General features: G+C 72.1%; 14 protein-coding genes. 6 read left to right on the forward strand and 8 right to left on the reverse strand.

Annotated features, from left to right (window positions below):
• The gene (locus Sdi02f_RS26120; RefSeq protein ID WP_108934130.1) at positions 1–945 is read left to right on the forward strand and encodes a DUF6397 family protein; all 945 of its coding nucleotides are present in this window, start codon (positions 1–3) and stop codon (positions 943–945) included.
• Between the two features lie 17 nt (positions 946–962).
• Here the strand turns inward: Sdi02f_RS26120 and Sdi02f_RS26125 are convergent, their stop codons facing one another.
• A complete protein-coding gene (locus tag Sdi02f_RS26125) occupies positions 963–1829 on the reverse strand; it encodes an acyl-CoA thioesterase (RefSeq protein ID WP_031184393.1) in 867 nt (288 codons plus the stop codon).
• A 19-nt stretch (positions 1830–1848) separates the two neighbouring features.
• Positions 1849–4362, reverse strand: a complete 2514-nt coding sequence (locus Sdi02f_RS26130; protein ID WP_031081770.1) for a DEAD/DEAH box helicase — start codon at positions 4360–4362, stop codon at positions 1849–1851.
• 145 nt (positions 4363–4507) lie between these two features.
• Here Sdi02f_RS26130 and Sdi02f_RS26135 point away from each other — a divergent pair, with 145 nt between their 5' ends.
• Positions 4508–5302, forward strand: a complete 795-nt coding sequence (locus Sdi02f_RS26135; RefSeq protein ID WP_030401749.1) for a metal-dependent hydrolase — start codon at positions 4508–4510, stop codon at positions 5300–5302.
• A 29-nt stretch (positions 5303–5331) separates the two neighbouring features.
• On the opposite strand, the gene Sdi02f_RS26140 is transcribed toward Sdi02f_RS26135, so the two are convergent.
• The 4 genes from Sdi02f_RS26140 to Sdi02f_RS26155 all read right to left on the reverse strand — a co-directional run bounded on the left by Sdi02f_RS26140 (position 5332) and on the right by Sdi02f_RS26155 (position 10268).
• Positions 5332–5604 carry a type B 50S ribosomal protein L31 gene (locus tag Sdi02f_RS26140; RefSeq protein ID WP_030401748.1) on the reverse strand — a complete coding sequence of 91 codons (273 nt, stop codon included), beginning with the start codon at positions 5602–5604 and terminating at the stop codon, positions 5332–5334.
• A 66-nt stretch (positions 5605–5670) separates the two neighbouring features.
• On the reverse strand, positions 5671–6141 hold the full coding sequence (locus Sdi02f_RS26145; RefSeq protein ID WP_031081766.1) for a DUF5709 domain-containing protein: 471 nt from the start codon (positions 6139–6141) through the stop codon (positions 5671–5673).
• Positions 6142–6612: 471 nt separating this feature from the next.
• Positions 6613–8394 (reverse strand): ABC transporter ATP-binding protein, encoded by a 1782-nt coding sequence (locus tag Sdi02f_RS26150; protein ID WP_030401746.1) that lies wholly within the window; start codon positions 8392–8394, stop codon positions 6613–6615.
• Positions 8391–10268 (reverse strand): ABC transporter ATP-binding protein, encoded by a 1878-nt coding sequence (locus Sdi02f_RS26155; protein WP_030401745.1) that lies wholly within the window; start codon positions 10266–10268, stop codon positions 8391–8393. The genes Sdi02f_RS26150 and Sdi02f_RS26155 overlap by 4 nt, the downstream gene beginning before the upstream one ends.
• Positions 10269–10569: 301 nt before the next feature.
• Here Sdi02f_RS26155 and Sdi02f_RS26160 point away from each other — a divergent pair, with 301 nt between their 5' ends.
• On the forward strand, positions 10570–11328 hold the full coding sequence (locus Sdi02f_RS26160; RefSeq protein WP_030398711.1) for a L,D-transpeptidase family protein: 759 nt from the start codon (positions 10570–10572) through the stop codon (positions 11326–11328).
• A gap of 23 nt (positions 11329–11351) precedes the next feature.
• Here Sdi02f_RS26160 and Sdi02f_RS26165 read toward each other — a convergent pair whose 3' ends face one another.
• Complete coding sequence (locus tag Sdi02f_RS26165) at positions 11352–11816, reverse strand: MarR family winged helix-turn-helix transcriptional regulator (RefSeq protein ID WP_030398712.1); 465 nt, start codon at positions 11814–11816, stop codon at positions 11352–11354.
• Positions 11817–11962: 146 nt separating this feature from the next.
• On the opposite strand from Sdi02f_RS26165, the gene Sdi02f_RS26170 reads away from it, so the two are divergent.
• Entirely contained in the window at positions 11963–13765 is a 1803-nt protein-coding gene (locus tag Sdi02f_RS26170) for an ABC transporter ATP-binding protein (protein WP_108934131.1), read from the forward strand.
• A gap of 229 nt (positions 13766–13994) precedes the next feature.
• On the forward strand, positions 13995–14750 hold the full coding sequence (gene mltG, locus Sdi02f_RS26175) for an endolytic transglycosylase MltG (protein WP_108934269.1): 756 nt from the start codon (positions 13995–13997) through the stop codon (positions 14748–14750).
• A 12-nt stretch (positions 14751–14762) separates the two neighbouring features.
• On the opposite strand, the gene Sdi02f_RS26180 is transcribed toward mltG, so the two are convergent.
• Positions 14763–15842 carry an NAD(P)-binding domain-containing protein gene (locus Sdi02f_RS26180; RefSeq protein WP_030398715.1) on the reverse strand — a complete coding sequence of 360 codons (1080 nt, stop codon included), beginning with the start codon at positions 15840–15842 and terminating at the stop codon, positions 14763–14765.
• Positions 15843–15897: 55 nt separating this feature from the next.
• Between Sdi02f_RS26180 and Sdi02f_RS26185 the strand changes: the two genes are divergently transcribed.
• A complete protein-coding gene (locus Sdi02f_RS26185; protein ID WP_030398716.1) occupies positions 15898–16320 on the forward strand; it encodes a secondary thiamine-phosphate synthase enzyme YjbQ in 423 nt (140 codons plus the stop codon).
• The last annotated feature ends 507 nt before the right edge of the window (positions 16321–16827 follow it).

Below are 16827 nucleotides of genomic sequence, written 5' to 3' on the forward strand. Positions count from 1 at the left end.
ATGTCCGGCACCACCGTCACGCACAGGACCGCGGCAGCCGCCGAGCGGAGCGGCGCCCCTCGCGACGCCTGTGTCGCGCCGAGCCGCGCGGCACGGGAACTCGGTCTCAAGCGAAGCGAATTCGACCTCGCAGTGCACCTCGGCCGCATCCGCACGGTGCCCGACGACGGGGGAGGCGGGCGGCGCGTTCACCGCGCGGAGATCGACCGGATCCGGGCGGCGGACGGCTTCCCCGAAGAGCTTCGGTCCAGTGTCCGGGCCGTCGGTACCACGGAGGGCGCGGCCCTCATGGACGTGACCAGGGCCCGGTTCACCCGTCTGGCACGGCTGGGGCTGCTGGTGCCCGTCCGCTTCTACGTCAACCGGTACCGCGCCGTCGTATGGCTGTATCTCGCCGAGGAGCTACGACGGTTCGCGGCCGACGAGCGCAACGCCGCACTGCTGCGGGGCCGCACCCCCGAAGTCCTCCGGGACCAACTGGGGCAGGGGCTGGACCTGCGGCCCCGCAACTGGCGAGGACGGCACCTGGGCTTCCTGCTCCGGCAGTCGGCCGACGATCCCTGGGCCAGGGCCGCGGCCGTGGCGTCGCTGCTTGACACCGCCGAGGTCGCGGACATCGTCACCGACCCCGGCGAGCGCGCTCGTCTGCGCCTGGTCCGGCCCGCACCGCTGGCACACGGCTCTCCGGGCTCCCCGGCCGCACAGCTCGCCGAGGAGATTGTGACGGCCGCCGACCAGGACGAGATCGACTGGCTCCGCTCAGACCTGGCGGACGCGATGGAAGCGGCCCGCCGGCAGTGTCCGGCCCCTCGCCCGCCCCTGCACGCCGTGCCGGTGCGGCCCTCCCCCGAGGAGCCACGAGAAGGGGAGCAATCCGGACGGCTCTCCGGCCTGTGGGGCCGGCTCCGGCGTAGGGACAAACTGACCCACCGCAGAGACAACTGACCTACACGGGTTCCGGCCTACAGGGACCGGAAGAGTCCTTCCTGGACGACGGACACCAGCATCCGTCCTTCGGTGTCGTAGATACGCCCGCGTGCCAGACCGCGCCCACCGGTGGCGATCGGCGACTCCTGGTCGTACAGGAACCACTCGTCCGCCCGGAACGGCCGGTGGAACCACATGGCGTGATCCAGCGACGCCATGTCGAATCCCCTGGGGCCCCACAGCGGCTCCACCGGGATGCGCACGGCATCCAGCAGCGTCATGTCGCTGGCGTAGGTCAGGGCGCAGGTGTGCACGAGAGGGTCGTCGCCCAGCGGCCCGACCGCGCGCATCCACACGGCGCTGCGGGGCTCGGCGCCCTCGACCTCCTCGGCACTCCACCGCAGCCGGTCGACGTACCTGATGTCGAAGGGCTGGCGGCGTGCCATCCGCTCCAACTGTTCCGGCAACTGGCCCAGATGCTCCCGCACCTCCTCGGCGACCGTCGGCAGGGACTCGGGGTCCGGGACCTTGCGGGCCGGCGGCAACTGGTGCTCGAAACTCCCCTGTTCAGGCTTGTGAAAGGAGGCGGTGAGCGTGAAGATCGTGCGGCCCTGCTGCACAGCCGTGACCCGGCGGGTCGTGAACGAGCGCCCGTCCCGGTCCCGTTCGACCTGGTACACGATCGGCACACCGGGGCGGCCGGGACGCAGGAAGTACGCGTGCAGCGAGTGCACCGGGCGGTCGCCGTCGGTGGTGCGGCCCGCGGCGACCAGCGCCTGGCCGGCCACCTGGCCGCCGAAGACCCGCTGCAGCGACTCCTCGGGGCTGCGGCCACGGAAGATGTTGACCTCGATCTGCTCCAGGTCGAGCAGGTCTACGAGGCTCTCGGCCGGATTCGTCATCGGTGGGATTCTCCTGTGCTCACAACTGGCCGACATCGGTGACGCGGACGACCGCACGGCCCTCCGCGTCGGAGGCCGTGAGGTCGACCTCCGCACTGATGCCCCAGTCGTGGTCGTCGTTCGGGTCGTCGAAGATCTGCCGCACGCGCCACAGCGCGTTCTGCGGCTCCTCCTCGATGATCAGCAGCTTCGGGCCGCGGGCGTCGGGGCCGGTGCCGAGGTCGTCGTACTCGTCCCAGTAGCCGTCCATGGCCTCGCCCCACGCGTCGGCGTCCCAGCCGGCGTCGGCGTCCATCTCGCCCAGCTCGTCGACCTGGTCGAGTGCGGCGAGCTCCACACGGCGGAACATGGCGTTGCGGACCAGGACACGGAAGGCGCGGGCGTTGGAGGTGACCGGGCGCACCTGGTCGGCCTTCTCCTGGGCCTCCTCGGCGGTCATCTCCTCCGGGTTGGCGAGCTGCTCCCACTCGTCGAGGAGGCTGGAGTCGACCTGGCGCACCATCTCGCCGAGCCACTCGATCAGGTCCTGAAGGTCCTCGGACTTCAGGTCGTCCGGGACGGTGTGGTCGAGGGCCTTGTAGGCACTGGCCAGGTAGCGCAGCACGATGCCCTCGGTGCGCGCCAGTTCGTAGTGGGAGACCAGCTCCGTGAAGGTCAGCGCGCGTTCGTACATGTCACGGATGACCGACTTCGGCGACAGCGGATGGTCGCCGACCCAGGGGTGGCTCCTGCGGTAGGTGTCGTAGGCGTGGAAGAGCAGTTCCTCCAGGGGCTTCGGGTACGTGATGTCCTGGAGGCGCTCCATGCGCTCCTCGTACTCGACGCCGTCCGCCTTCATCGCGGCCACGGCCTCGCCGCGGGCCTTGTTCTGCTGGGCGGCGAGGATCTGCCGCGGATCGTCCAGCGTGGACTCCACGACCGACACCATGTCCAGCGCGTACGACGGCGACTCCGGGTCCAGCAGTTCGAAGGCGGCCAGCGCGAACGTGGACAGCGGCTGGTTCAGCGCGAAGTCCTGCTGCAGGTCCACCGTGAGACGCACGATGCGCCCCTCGGCGTCCGGCTGGTCGAGCTTCTCGACGATGCCGCCGTCCAGCAGGGAGCGGTAGATGGCGATCGCCCGCCGGATGTGCCTGAGCTGCTGTTTGCGCGGCTCGTGGTTGTCCTCCAGCAGGTGCCGCATCGCGGAGAAGGCGTCGCCGGGGCGGGCGATCACCGACAGCAGCATGGTGTGCGTGACCCGGAAGCGGGAGGTCAGCGGCTCCGGCTGGGAGCCGATCAGCTTCTCGAACGTGCTCTCCGACCAGGCCACGAAGCCCTCGGGAGCCTTCTTCCGGACGACCTTCCGCCGCTTCTTCGGATCGTCCCCCGCCTTGGCGAGAGCCTTCTCGTTCTCGACGACGTGCTCGGGCGCCTGGGCGACGACGAAGCCCTCCGTGTCGAACCCGGCGCGCCCGGCCCGGCCGGCGATCTGGTGGAACTCCCGCGCCCTCAGGGTGCGCACCCGGGTGCCGTCGTACTTCGTCAGCGCCGTGAACAGGACGGTGCGGATCGGGACGTTGACGCCCACACCGAGCGTGTCCGTTCCGCAGATCACCTTCAGCAGGCCGGCCTGCGCGAGCTTCTCCACCAGCCGCCGGTACTTGGGCAGCATGCCGGCGTGATGGACCCCGATGCCGTGCCGCACGTAGCGGGAGAGATTGCGGCCGAACTTGGTGGTGAAGCGGAAGTTGCCGATCAGCTCGGCGATCCGTTCCTTCTCCTCCCGCGTACACATGTTGATGCTCATCAGCGCCTGCGCCCGCTCCACGGCCTGGGCCTGCGTGAAGTGCACGATGTACACGGGAGCCTGCCGGGCCGACAGCAGGTCGGTGAGCGTCTCGGTGAGCGGCGTGTAGCGGAACTCGTAGGAGAGCGGCACGGGGCGGGTGGCCGAGCGGACCACCGCCGTGGGCCGGTTGGTGCGGCGCGCGAGGTCCTTCTCGAAGAAGGAGACGTCACCGAGGGTCGCGGACATCAGGACGAACTGGGCCTGCGGCAGTTCCAGCAGGGGAATCTGCCAGGCCCAGCCGCGGTCCGGCTCGGCGTAGAAGTGGAACTCGTCCATGACGACCTGGCCGATGTCCGCGTGCTTGCCGTCACGCAGCGCGATCGACGCCAGGACCTCGGCGGTGCAGCAGATGACGGGGGCATCGGAGTTCACGGAGGCGTCGCCGGTCAGCATGCCCACGTTCTCGGTGCCGAAGATCTTGCACAGCTCGAAGAACTTCTCCGACACCAGCGCCTTGATCGGAGCCGTGTAGAAGGTGACCTCGTCCCGGGCCAGGGCGGCGAAGTGCGCGCCCGCGGCGATCATGCTCTTGCCGGAGCCGGTGGGCGTCGACACGATCACGTTCGCGCCGGAGACCACCTCGATCAGCGCCTCCTCCTGGTGGGGGTAGAGCGTGAGACCGCGTTCCTGGGCCCACGCCTCGAAGGCTTCGTACAGGGCGTCGGGGTCGGCGGTTCGCGGCAGATGATCGATGAGGGTCACGCCTCCATCTTGCCTGCCCCGGCGCGCGATGGGGGAATCGGCTGTCCAGGCGAAGATCACGAACGCTACCCTGGGTCGCCGACGCAGCAACAGCGGATCCGGACAACTGCACAGCGGCACACGAGGAATGGGGCGGGCAACGGCGATGATGGGACCAGCACACTCACTGTCGGGCGCCGCGGCGTGGCTCGGTGTCGGAGCGGCGACCGCCGCCGCGGGACACCCGATGCCCTGGCCGGTGCTGCTCGCCGGAGCGCTGATCTGCGCCGGGGCGGCGCTGGCTCCGGACCTCGACCACAAGGCGGCCACCATCTCCCGGGCCTTCGGACCGGTCTCACAGGGGCTGTGCGAGATCGTCGACAAGCTGTCCGCCGCCGTCTACAAGGCCACCAGGAAGCGGGGCGACCCGCGCCGCTCCGGTGGACACCGCACGCTGACCCACACCTGGCTGTGGGCGGTCCTGATCGGCGGGGGAACCTCGGCGCTGGCGATCATCGGCGGTCGCTGGGCGGTCCTGGCGATCCTCTTCGTCCACATGGTGCTGGCCATCGAAGGCCTGCTCTGGCGGGCCACCCGCGGCTCCAGCAGCGACGTGCTGGTGTGGCTGCTGGCCGGGACCAGCGCGTGGATCATCGCCGGGATCCTGGACAAGCCGGACGGCGGCGCGGACTGGCTGTTCACCGCACCGGGTCAGGAGTACCTGTGGCTGGGGCTGCCGATCGTCCTCGGCGCGCTGGTGCACGACATCGGGGACGCGCTGACCGTCTCCGGCTGCCCGATACTCTGGCCGATACCGGTGGGCCGCAAGCGCTGGTACCCCATCGGCCCGCCGAAGGCGATGCGCTTCCGGGCGGGCAGCTGGGTCGAGCTGAAGGTGCTCATGCCGGCGTTCATGCTGCTCGGCGGGGTGGGCGGCGCGGCGGCGCTCAACTTCATCTGAGCCGTCCGGGGGAGGCGGGCCCGGTCGGCTCAGCCGGCCTCTCCGGACCCCGGCCCCTCGCCCGCTCCGTAGCGCCGCTCGAAGCGCGCGACGCGTCCCTCCGAGTCCACCGTGCGGGCCTTGCCCGTGTAGAAGGGGTGGCTCTCCGAGGAGATCTCCACGTCCACCACCGGGTAGGTCTCGCCGTCGTCCCAGGCGATGGTCTGATCGCTGGTCGCGGTCGACCGGGTGAGGAACGCGTACCCGGCACTGCGGTCACGGAAGACGACGGGCCGGTAGTCGGGGTGCTTGTCCTGCTGCATGGCTGCTCCTCGTACGGTGGGGGTCATTGGGGCGACGGCACGGGCCTGTCGTCGCCCGGGGTGGCGTCAGCCCGGCAGGGAGTCCTCGTCGACCACGTGCACGGCGGCTTCCTCGGCGGAGGCGGCCGCGCCGTCGATTCCCACGTCCATGGCCACGAGCGCCGGCTCCTCGTCCTCGTGCGCCCCTTCGTCGGGCGCCACGAGCCGGCCGGACCGGTCCGCGCCGACCTCGTCGTCCAGCAGCTCACCGTCGGTGCCGTCGGAGTCCCCGAGCCCGTCGCCGTCGGGCGCGATCTCGTCCGGGCGCTCCTCGGCGAGCCGCTCGTCCAGCGTCTCGCCGCGGCGGCGTTCCGCCGCCGTCACACCGGTGTGCTCCACCGCCCAGGGACGCTCGGGCGGGGACCAGCCCCGGTCGAGCGGATCGTCGACACCGTCCTCCTCGAGGGTGTCCTCGCCGTCGAGCAGGCCGGTGTCCTCCCGCTGCTCGGATCCGTCGGGCTGGTAGACGTCATCTCCCCATCCGTCGACGCTGTTCACGGGTACCTCCAGGGGGTGGGGACCGGCCCCTTCTCACCGTGGACCGCGGCGGGCCGCCGCTGCACGGGGCACAGGAATCACCCGTCGCGGAACCGCAGGGTTCCGGGGCCTGCCTCGGGCCGGTGCCTGTTCCCAGCCTTCCACTCCCGTTCGGGACCGCGCAACGGCACGGACCCCGCCGGGGTACCGCCGGGTCCTCCCCCTCGGCCGTGCCGGACCGGCAGTGCCGTGCCGGCCGGTCCGGCACCGATCACGCGCCAGGTCCCGGGACATCGCCTGGTCCCGCACCGGGGAACGACGCCTGGTCCCGGAGGGCGCCCCGGTCCGGCTTGTCCCGCGGCACCGTCACCCGCCCGGGCGGATGCGGGACGCGTCGGCCCGACCCGTCCCGCGCCCGGTCGCCACCGGCCGGGCGCGGGCCCCGTCACCCGGTCCGGGGCCGGCCCGTCCGCGCAGGCGTGCGCGACGCGGCTACCCGTGCCAGGACCGCCACAGCGCCGCGTAGGCGCCGTCGGCCGCGACGAGTTCGTCGTGGCTGCCCAGCTCGCTGATCCGGCCGTCCTCGACCACGGCGATGACGTCCGCGTCGTGGGCGGTGTGAAGACGATGGGCGATCGCGATCACCGTGCGGCCGTCCAGGACACGGGCCAGGGACCGTTCGAGGTGGCGGGCGGCCCGCGGATCGAGCAGCGACGTGGCCTCGTCCAGCACCAGCGTGTGCGGATCGGCCAGTACCAGACGGGCCAGCGCGATCTGCTGGGCCTGCGCCGGAGTGAGCGCGAAGCCGCCCGAACCGACCTCGGTGTCCAGGCCCTCGTCGAGCCCTCGGGACCAGTCGTCCGCGTCGACGGCGCCCAGCGCCGCCCACAGCTCGGCGTCGGTGGCACCGGTCCTGGCGAGACGCAGGTTGTCCCGCAGGGAGCCCACGAAGACGTGGTGCTCCTGGTTGACCAGCGCGACGTGCGAGCGGACCCGCTCGGCGGACATCCGGGAGAGCTCCGCGCCGCCGAGCGTGATCCGGCCCTCACGCGGACCGTAGATGCCCGCCAGCAGCCTGCCCAGAGTGGACTTGCCGGCCCCCGAAGGACCGACGAGAGCCAGCCTGGTGCCGGGGGCGACCTCCAGCGACACCTTGCGCAGGACGTCCACGCCCTCCAGGTACCCGAAGTGGACCCGGTCGGCCTGCACGTGCCGTCCGTCGGGGGACAGCGCGGCGTCTCCGGCCTCCGGCTCGATCTCCCGCACGCCCACCAGCCGGGCCAGCGACACCTGGGCCACCTGCAGCTCGTCGTACCAGCGCAGGATGATGCCGACCGGGTCGACGAGCATCTGCGCGATCAGGGCCGCAGTGGTGAGCTGACCGACCCCGATCCAGCCCTGGAGGACGAAAACACCGCCGATGAGCAGGACGGAGGCGAGCACGGTCACATGGGTGACGTTGATGACCGGGAAGAGCACCGACCGCAGCCAGAGCGTGTAGCGCTCCCAGGCCGTCCACTCCCTGATCCGGCGCTCCGACAGTTCGATGCGGCGGGTGTCGAGGCGGTGGGACTCGACGGTGCGTCCGGCGTCCACCGTCTCGGCGAGCGCGGCGGCCACCGCGGCGTACCCGGCGGCCTCCGAGCGGTAGGCGGCGGGCGCCCTGCGGAAGTACCAGCGGCAGCCGATCACCAGCAGCGGCACCGCGATCAGCACCGCGGGCGCCAGCGGGGGCGCCGTGACCACCAGCCCGGCGAGCAGCAGCACCACCCAGACGGCGCCGATCGCGAGCTGCGGCACGGCCTCGCGCATGGCGTTGGCGAGCCGGTCGATGTCCGTGGTGATCCGGGAGAGCAGGTCGCCCGTGCCGGCCCGCTCCAGCACGCCGGGCGGCAGCCCGACCGACCGCACGAGAAAGTCCTCGCGCAGATCGGCCAGCATCCGCTCGCCGAGCATGGCCCCCCGCAGCCGTACCTCGCGCACGAAGACGGCCTGCACGACGAGGGCCAGCACGAAGAGCGTGGCCGTGAGGCCGAGACGCAGCTCGCGGGTGTCGTCCGAGACCCGTTCCACGAGCCCGCCCAGCAGATAGGGGCCCGCCATCGAGGCGATCACGGCGACGGTGTTCACGGTGACGAGGAAGAGGAAGGCCCGACGGTGCCGGCGCACCAGTTCTCCCACGTACGCGCGCACCGTCGGGCGGGCGCCGACGGGCAGGGTGCTCGCCGTCGTGGGAGCAGCCGGGTCGTAGGACGGGGGCGCGACGCCGATCATGCCGTTTCCTCGATCTCTTCCAGTCGGTGCAGTACGTCGTCGTCGCTCAGGGCGTCGTCACGGTCGTCTCCGCGACCGTCGTCGGTGAGGGGCTTCGCCGGCCCTGTCCCGGCCGGTACGCCGTCGCCGTGCGCCGCGGTCTCCTCCTCGGTCTCACGGGTCACCACCGCCCGGTACCGGGGCTCGGTGTGCACCAGTTCCCGGTGGGAGCCGACCGCCACGACCTCGCCCTCGTGCAGGAAGACGATCCGGTCCGCGCGGTCCAGCAGCAAGGGGGACGAGGTGAACACCACCGTGGTGCGCCCCGCCCGCAGCGTCCGCACGCCTTCCGCGATCCGTGCCTCGGTGTGCGAGTCCACGGCCGAGGTCGGTTCGTCCAGGACCAGCGCCTCCGGGTCCGTGATCAGGGACCGGGCCAGTGCCAGCCGCTGGCGCTGCCCACCCGACAGCGACCGGCCCCGCTCGGTGATCCGGGCGTCCATCGGGTCGTCGGAGTCCAGTGAGCCCTGCGCGAGCGCCGCCAGGACGTCACCGCACTGCGCGGCGGCCAGTGCCTCCTCCGCGCCGACGGCACCGGACGCGGGCACGTCCAGCAGTTCCCGGAGCGTGCCGGAGAGCAGGACCGGGTCCTTGTCCTGGACCAGAACGGCGGTGCGCGCGGACTTCAGCGGCAGCTCGTCCAGCGGCACCCCGCCCAGCAGGGCCGACGCGCCCTTCTCCGAAGGGTGCCCGCCGAGCCGTTCCGCCAGCCGTCCGGCCGCGTCGGGGTCACCGCACACGACGGCGGTGAACCGGCCCGCCGGAGCCAGCAGACCGGTGGCCGGGTCGTACAGGTCCCCGGTGGGGATCTCGGCGGCGCGCGAACCCGCGGTGTCCGTGGCGCGCTCCAGGGACAGCACCCGTGCGGCCCGCTTGGCCGAGGGCCGGGAGAAGGAGTACGCCATGGCGATCTCCTCGAAGTGGCGCAGGGGGTAGGTGAGGATCATGACGGAGCTGTAGACGGCGACGAGTTCGCCGACCTCGATGCGGCCCTCGCGGGCCAGGTGGACGCCGTGCCAGACCACCGCGATCAGCAGCAGTCCCGGCAGCAGTACCTGGACGGCGGAGATCAGGGCCCACATGCGGGCGCTGCGCACGGCCGCGTGGCGCACCTCCTGGGAGGCGCTGCGGTAGCGGTCGAGGAAGAGTTCCTCGCCGCCGATGCCGCGCAGCACGCGCAGTCCGGCGACGGTGTCGGAGGCGAGTTCGGTGGCACGGCCGGCCTTGTCGCGCTGGACGTCGGCCCGCCGGGTGGCGCGCGGCAGCAACGGCAGGACCGCGAGGGCCAGCACCGGCAGGCCCACCAGCACGACGACGCCGAGCGCCGGCTGGTAGACGACCAGGGCCACGCAGACCAGCACGATGGTGAGAGCGGCCGCGGTGAAGCGGGAGACGGCCTCCACGAACCAGCCGATCTTCTCGACGTCGCCGGTGGACACGGCCACGACCTCGCCGGCGGCGACCCGGCGGGTCAGCGCCGAGCCCAGCAAGGCGGTCTTGCGGGCCAGGAGTTGCTGGACGCGGGCCGCTGCGGTGATCCAGTTGGTGATGGCGGAGCGGTGCAGGAAGGTGTCACCGATCGCGTTGCCGGCGCAGCAGAGCACCATGAGACCGCCCGCGACGGCGAGCCGGGTGCCGGAGTGGTCGACCACGGCCTGGATGGCGAGGCCGACGCAGAAGGGCAGGGCGGAGACGGAGGCGAAGTGCAGCAGGCCCCAGGCCAGTGACTTGAGTTGGCCACCGAGCTGGTTGCGGAACAGCCACCACAGGAATCGGGGGCCCGAGCGTGCGTCCGGCACGCCCGGGTCGGGATACGGAAGGTCTTGGATCTGCATGACGTCCCAGTGGCTCGTGTCAGGAGGTGCCGCTGCCAGGCGGCGAAAAGAGGCTGCAAACCGTGACAGGTTCGCGTCGCCACCTGCCCAAAATCAAGCGGTTTTCAGCAGTGCGGCACGAATCCGGCTGTGGTCCGCGGCACGTAGTCCCCACCCGCCCGCGGCGCCCCGCCCCACCCGCCCGAGCTGCCCCGCCCCCACCCGCCCGAGCCGCCCCACGCGCGTTCGTCCGAGCCGCCCCAGCCGCGTTCGGCCGTCGGGGTCCTGACGGCATGTCCGCAGCGAGTGCGACCATGGACGGATGGCGAGTGGTGGCGTACGGCGTACGGCGGTCGCGATGGCGGCCCTCGGATCCCTGGTGACGGTGGCGGCGCTGTCCGCCTGCGGCGGCCCGTCGGGGCAGGGTGCGGGTACGGGGGCGAGTGCACCGCCCGGCGGGGCGGGCCCTGGCACCGCGTCGCCGGACACGGCCACCGTGCCCGGCGTCGGCGACCGGCTCCAGCGACGCATCCCCGCCGACTCGCGCCAGGTCGTCGCGGTGTACGGCGACGGCAGGGATTCCGCCGACTCCACGGCCGTGCTGTACACGAAGCAGGGCACCACCTGGCACCGCGCCCGCAGTTGGAAGGCACACAACGGCACGAAGGGCTGGACGACCGACCACCACGAGGACGACAAGCGCAGCCCCGTCGGCGTGTTCACGCTCAGCGACGCGGGCGGTGTGCTCCCGGACCCGGATCCGGCGCCCGGCACCGGGCTGCCGTACAGCCGCTCCGCGAGCTTCGCGGCGCCGCACTGGTGGGCGAAGCCGTACTGGCACGACTTCGACTACGTCATCGCCATCGACTACAACCGCGTCAAGGGCACCCCGCCGAACGACCCGACCCGGCCCGAGGGTTCGTCCAAGGGCGGTTCGATCTGGCTCCACCTGGACCACGGCAGCGGTACGTCGGCCTGCGTCAGCCTGCCCAAGCCGGCGATGGAATACCTGCTGCGCACGCTCGACCCGGACCTGCACCCCGTGGTCGTCATGGGGGACAGGGCACACCTGGAGGCCTGAGAGCGGGCCCCCAGGCTTCCGGGTCAGGCCGTGTGGTGGTGGTCCCGGCCGCTGTCGGGCCCGTCGACCAGCGTGTCCAGCAGCCCGCCCAGCACCGCCCGCTGCTCGTCGGCCAGCGGGGCGAGGATCTCCTCGGCGGCGGAGCGGCGTGCGGCGCGCAGTTCCCTGAGGGCCTCGTGTCCGTCGTCGGTCAGCTCGATCCGGATGACGCGGCGGTTGGCGGGGTCGGGGACGCGGCGGACCTTCCCGGCCGCCTCCAGCCCGTCGACCAGTGTCGTCACCGCCCGCGGCACGACCTCCAGGCGTTCGGCGAGGTCGGCCATGCGCGGGGGTGAGCCGTAGTGCGCCAGCGTGCGCAGCAGTCGGGACTGGGCCGGGGTGATGCCGAGGTCGCGGTGCTCGAGATGGCGTTTCTGGATGCGGTGCACCCTGCGGGTGAGCCGCAGCAGTTGTTCGGCGAGCAGGCCGTCGGGATCGGGGGCGGTCATACGGGAACAATAACAGGATGATGTTCATTGTGAGTATAGGTAACAATGACCTATGATCCGTAAGGTCCGCGAACGTCTGCGGCCGGCCACGTGAGCCTGCCGTCCCGGGCTTCGCGCGACTCCCCTCGCCGCCTCCGAAGGAGCCCATGCACCCCGATCGCGAATCCGCCTGGACCGCACCGGCCGACGCCAAGGAACAGCCCCGGCAGGTGCGCCGCATCCTCAAGCTGTTCCGCCCCTACCGCGGCCGCCTCGCAGTCGTCGGCCTGCTGGTCGGCGCCGCGTCCCTGGTGTCGGTCGCCACGCCCTTCCTGCTCAGGGAGATCCTCGACGTCGCCATCCCCGAGGGGCGCACGGGCCTGCTGAGCCTGCTCGCCCTCGGCATGATCTTCGGTGCCGTCCTCACCAGTGTCTTCGGCGTGCTGCAGACCCTGATCTCCACCACCGTGGGCCAGCGCGTCATGCACGACCTGCGCACCGCCGTCTACGGCCGGCTGCAGCAGATGTCCCTCGCCTTCTTCACCCGCACCCGCACCGGCGAGGTCCAGTCCCGCATCGCCAACGACATCGGCGGCATGCAGGCCACCGTCACCTCCACGGCGACCTCCCTGGTCTCCAACCTCACCAGCGTGGTCGCCACGATCGTCGCGATGGTCGTCCTCGACTGGCGCCTGACGGTGGTCTCGCTGCTCCTGCTCCCGGTGTTCGTGTGGATCAGCCGCCGCGTCGGCAGGGAACGCAGGAAGATCACCACCCGGCGCCAGAAGCAGATGGCCGCGATGGCCGCCACGGTCACCGAGTCGCTCTCCGTCAGCGGCATCCTGCTCGGCCGCACCATGGGCCGCTCCGACTCCCTCACCCGCGCCTTCGCGGACGAGTCCGAGAGCCTGGTCGACCTGGAAGTGAAGTCGAACATGGCGGGCCGCTGGCGGATGGCCGTCATCACGATCGTGATGGCAGCCATGCCGGCCGTCATCTACTGGACCGCGGGCATCGCCCTGAGCCTCGGCGGGCCGGGCGTCTCCCTCGGCACGATCGTCGCCTTCGTCTCGCTCCAGCAGGGGCTGTTCCGCCCGACCGTGAGCCTGCTGTCGACCGGCGTGCAGATCCAGACCTCGCTCGCCCTCTTCCAGCGCATCTTCGAGTACCTCGACCTGCCGGTCGACATCACCGAGCGCCAGGACCCCGTCCACCTCGACCACGTCAAGGGCGAGGTCCGCTTCGAGAACGTCCGGTTCGGCTACGACGGCAAGGGCGGTCCGGTGCTCGACGGCATCGACATCACCGTCCCCGCGGGCAGCAGCCTCGCCGTCGTCGGACCCACCGGCGCCGGCAAGTCCACGCTCGGTCACCTCGTTCCCCGGCTGTACGACGTGACGGGCGGCCGGGTCACCCTCGACGGGGTCGATGTGCGCGACCTCGACTTCGACACCCTCGCCCGTGCGGTCGGCGTCGTCTCGCAGGAGACGTACCTCTTCCACGCCTCCGTCGCCGAGAACCTGCGCTTCGCCAAGCCGGACGCCACCGACGCGGAGCTGGAGGCGGCGGCGCGGGCGGCCCAGATCCACGACCACATCGCCGCCCTGCCCGACGGCTACGACACCGTGGTCGGTGAGCGCGGCCACCGGTTCTCCGGAGGCGAGAAGCAGCGCCTGGCGATCGCCCGTACCATCCTGCGCGACCCGCCCGTCCTCGTCCTCGACGAGGCGACCAGTGCCCTGGACACCCGCACCGAGGCCGCGGTGCAGGGCGCCATCGACGCCCTGTCCGCCAACCGCACCACGATCACCATCGCCCACCGTCTGTCCACCGTCCGTGACGCCGACCTGATCGTGGTCCTCGACTCCGGGCGCCTGGCCGAACAGGGAACGCACGAGACGCTGCTGGCACAGGACGGGAGGTACGCCGCGTTGGTCCGCCGGGACGCCCGACTGGAGCCGGCAAGATGAAGATATGCCGGGTTTAGGTGCATATGGGGGTTACCGTGCCCCCATGCAGATGAACACTCCGCCACGGAGCGCGAGAAGCGCGAGCAGCGTGAGGAGCGCCAGAGGCACCGGGGGGAGCCTCAGGAGCCCAGGCCGCAGAGGTCCCAGAAGCCCCAGGAGAGCCATTCGGCTGACGCGCCGGGGCCGTGTGGCCCTGATCGCGGTCGGAGCCGTCGTGGCCGGCAGCGCGGTGGCGGTACCGCTGCTGACGGGGGACGACGAGGGCGAGTCCCGTCCCACGTCCCTGGTGATCCCCGAGGGCTGGCGCGCGACCCAGGTCTACGGGGCCGTCGACAAGGTCCTCGCCCTGCCCACGGGCACCACCAAGAAGTCCCTGGCCAAGGCCGAACTCGACCTCCCGGACGACGCCGAGGGCAACCCCGAGGGCTATCTCTTCCCCGCGACCTACCCCCTCGGTGAGAATCCCACCCCGGAGAAGCTGCTGTCGGCCATGGTGGACAAGGCCGACAAGAGGTTCACGGGCGCCCCGGTCGCCGCGGGCGCCCAGCGCAACGCGCTGAACGTCTATCAGGCGGTCACCATCGCCAGCATCGTGCAGGCGGAGGCCGCCACCGAGGAGGACATGGGCAAGGTGGCCCGGGTGATCTTCAACCGGCTGGAACGCGGCATGCCGCTGCAGATGGACTCCACCATCAACTACGCGCTGGGCCGCTCCACCCTGAAGACCACGGCCCAGGACACGAAGATCGACAGCCCTTACAACTCGTACCAGCGCATGGGACTGCCCCCCACCCCCATCGCCAGTCCGGGCGACGAGGCGATGAGCGCCGCGATCAATCCGACCCCCGGTGACTGGCTGTACTTCGTCACGGTCAAGCCCGGCGACACCCGCTTCACCGCCGACTACGCCGAACACCAGCGCAACGTGGCCGAGTTCGACCGCCTCCGGCAGAGCGCGTCGGCGAAGGCCGAGGCCGCCAAGTGACCGGCCGGGGCGTCACGCGGCGACCGGCTCCTCCTCGGCCAGCAGCCGCCTGATGTCCCGAACGGCCGCGCGCCCCGCCCGGTTGGCACCGATGGTGCTGGCGGAGGGGCCGTAGCCGACGAGGTGGACCCGCGGATCGGCGACCGCGCGCGTTCCCTCGACACGAATACCGCCGCCCGGCTCCCGGAGCCGCAGAGGCCGCAGATGGTCGATGGCGGCCCGGAATCCGGTCGCCCACAGGATGACGTCCGCGGTCACCCGCCGCCCGTCGTTCCACTCCACCCCCTCGGGCGTGACCCGGTCGAACATGGGCCGGCGGTCCAGTACGCCCGACTCCAGCCCGGCCCGGATCGCGTCGTTCAGCGGCAGTCCCGTCACCGACACGACGCTCTTCGGCGGCAGCCCCTGCCGCACCCGTTCCTCCACGAGTGCCACCGCCGCCCGGCCCGCCTCCTCGTCGAAGGGGCCTTCGCGGAACACCGGGGGCCTCCTGGTCACCCACGTGGTGGCCGCCGCGTACGGCGCGATTTCCAGCAGGTGCTGCGTCCCCGAGGCCCCGCCGCCCACCACGATCACCCGCCGCCCGGCGAACTCCTCGGGCCCCGCGTACTGCGCGGTGTGCAGCTGCCGTCCCCGGAACGTCTCCTGCCCCGGGTAGCGCGGCCAGAAGGGGCGGTCCCAGGTGCCGGTCGCGTTGATCAGCGCACGCGTCGACCAGGACCCGGCCGAGGTCTCGACGAGCAGCCGCCCGTCCGTCCCCTCGCGCACGGCACGCACGTCGACCGGCCGCAGCACCCGCAGGCCGAAGGTGCGCTCGTACGTCGCGAAGTACCCGCTCACCACCTCGGCGGACGGCCGCGCCGGGTCCGCGCCGGTCAGCTCCATGCCCGGCAGGGCGTGCATCCCGTGCACCTTGCCGTACGTCAGCGAGGGCCAGCGGAACTGCCAGGCTCCGCCGGGCCCGGGGGAGTGGTCGAGCACCACGAAGTCGCGCTCCGGCTCGAACCCCGTGCGCCGCAGATGATAGGCGGCGGCGAGTCCGGCCTGACCGGCCCCGATGACGACGACCTCGACCTCGCGTGTGTTGTTCACGTTTCTACTAACGGTGGCGGAGGCCCCGGTCTTCCCCCGGTGTCAGGATGGGTACATGCCCGATGCCTTCACCACCCGAGTCCTCAACCTCGCCACCGGCTCGGCGGAGCGGGTCGCCGACATCACCGGTGACTGCGAGTCCTTCCTGCGCGAGGCGGCGGCCGGCCGCGACGGCCTGCTCAACGTCTTCGTCCCGCACGCCACGGCAGGGATCGCGATCATCGAGACCGGCGCCGGCAGTGACGACGACCTGCTCTCCGCCCTGCACACCCTGCTCCCGGCCGACGACCGCTGGCAGCACCGCCACGGCAGCCCCGGCCACGGCCGCGACCACGTCCTTCCCGCCTTCGTGCCGCCCCACGCGACGCTGCCCGTGATCGGCGGCCGCCTGGAACTGGGCACCTGGCAGTCGGTGTGCCTGGTGGACACCAACCGGGACAACCCCGACCGCCGGGTGCGGCTGAGCTTCCTCGGCTGACCGGGACCCTTCGGCCGGGGCGTGCCGCCGCCTCCGTCGGGGGCGCACGTCACCGGTGGGGCGGACGACGACTGGGAGATCTACGGCGCCACGGCCCCCGTGACCCGCCCCGCCCCGTTCCCGGCCCGCTCTGGGCCCGCCCCCATCCCCGGTCCCGGCCTGCTCCCAGTCCCGCCCCGGCCCGCGCCCGCCCCGGCCCCGGCCCGCGCCCGCCCCCGCCCGGGCTCGCGGCTCCGTGGCGAGAGGGCCCGTACGCCGGCGTGGCCGCCGCAGCCGTGCGACCGCCCCGGCCCGCCGGATCCCGCCGCGCAGGGCCTGCGGACGCACACCGTGCTCGCCGGCGAGGCGCTTGATCTGCGGCGTCGGATCGCCGTCCGGTACATCGGCACCGCACCACACGCTCACGCGGCCACGACGCCCGTCCGCCGTCCCGTGTCCAGACGGACATCCAGAACTTCGCCAGTGCCGGTGCGCCAGGCTGACGTCCTCGCGTGGCTGTTTCAGCGG

The sequence above is a fragment of the Streptomyces ardesiacus genome, from assembly GCF_003112575.1.
Taxonomy (GTDB): domain Bacteria; phylum Actinomycetota; class Actinomycetes; order Streptomycetales; family Streptomycetaceae; genus Streptomyces; species Streptomyces ardesiacus.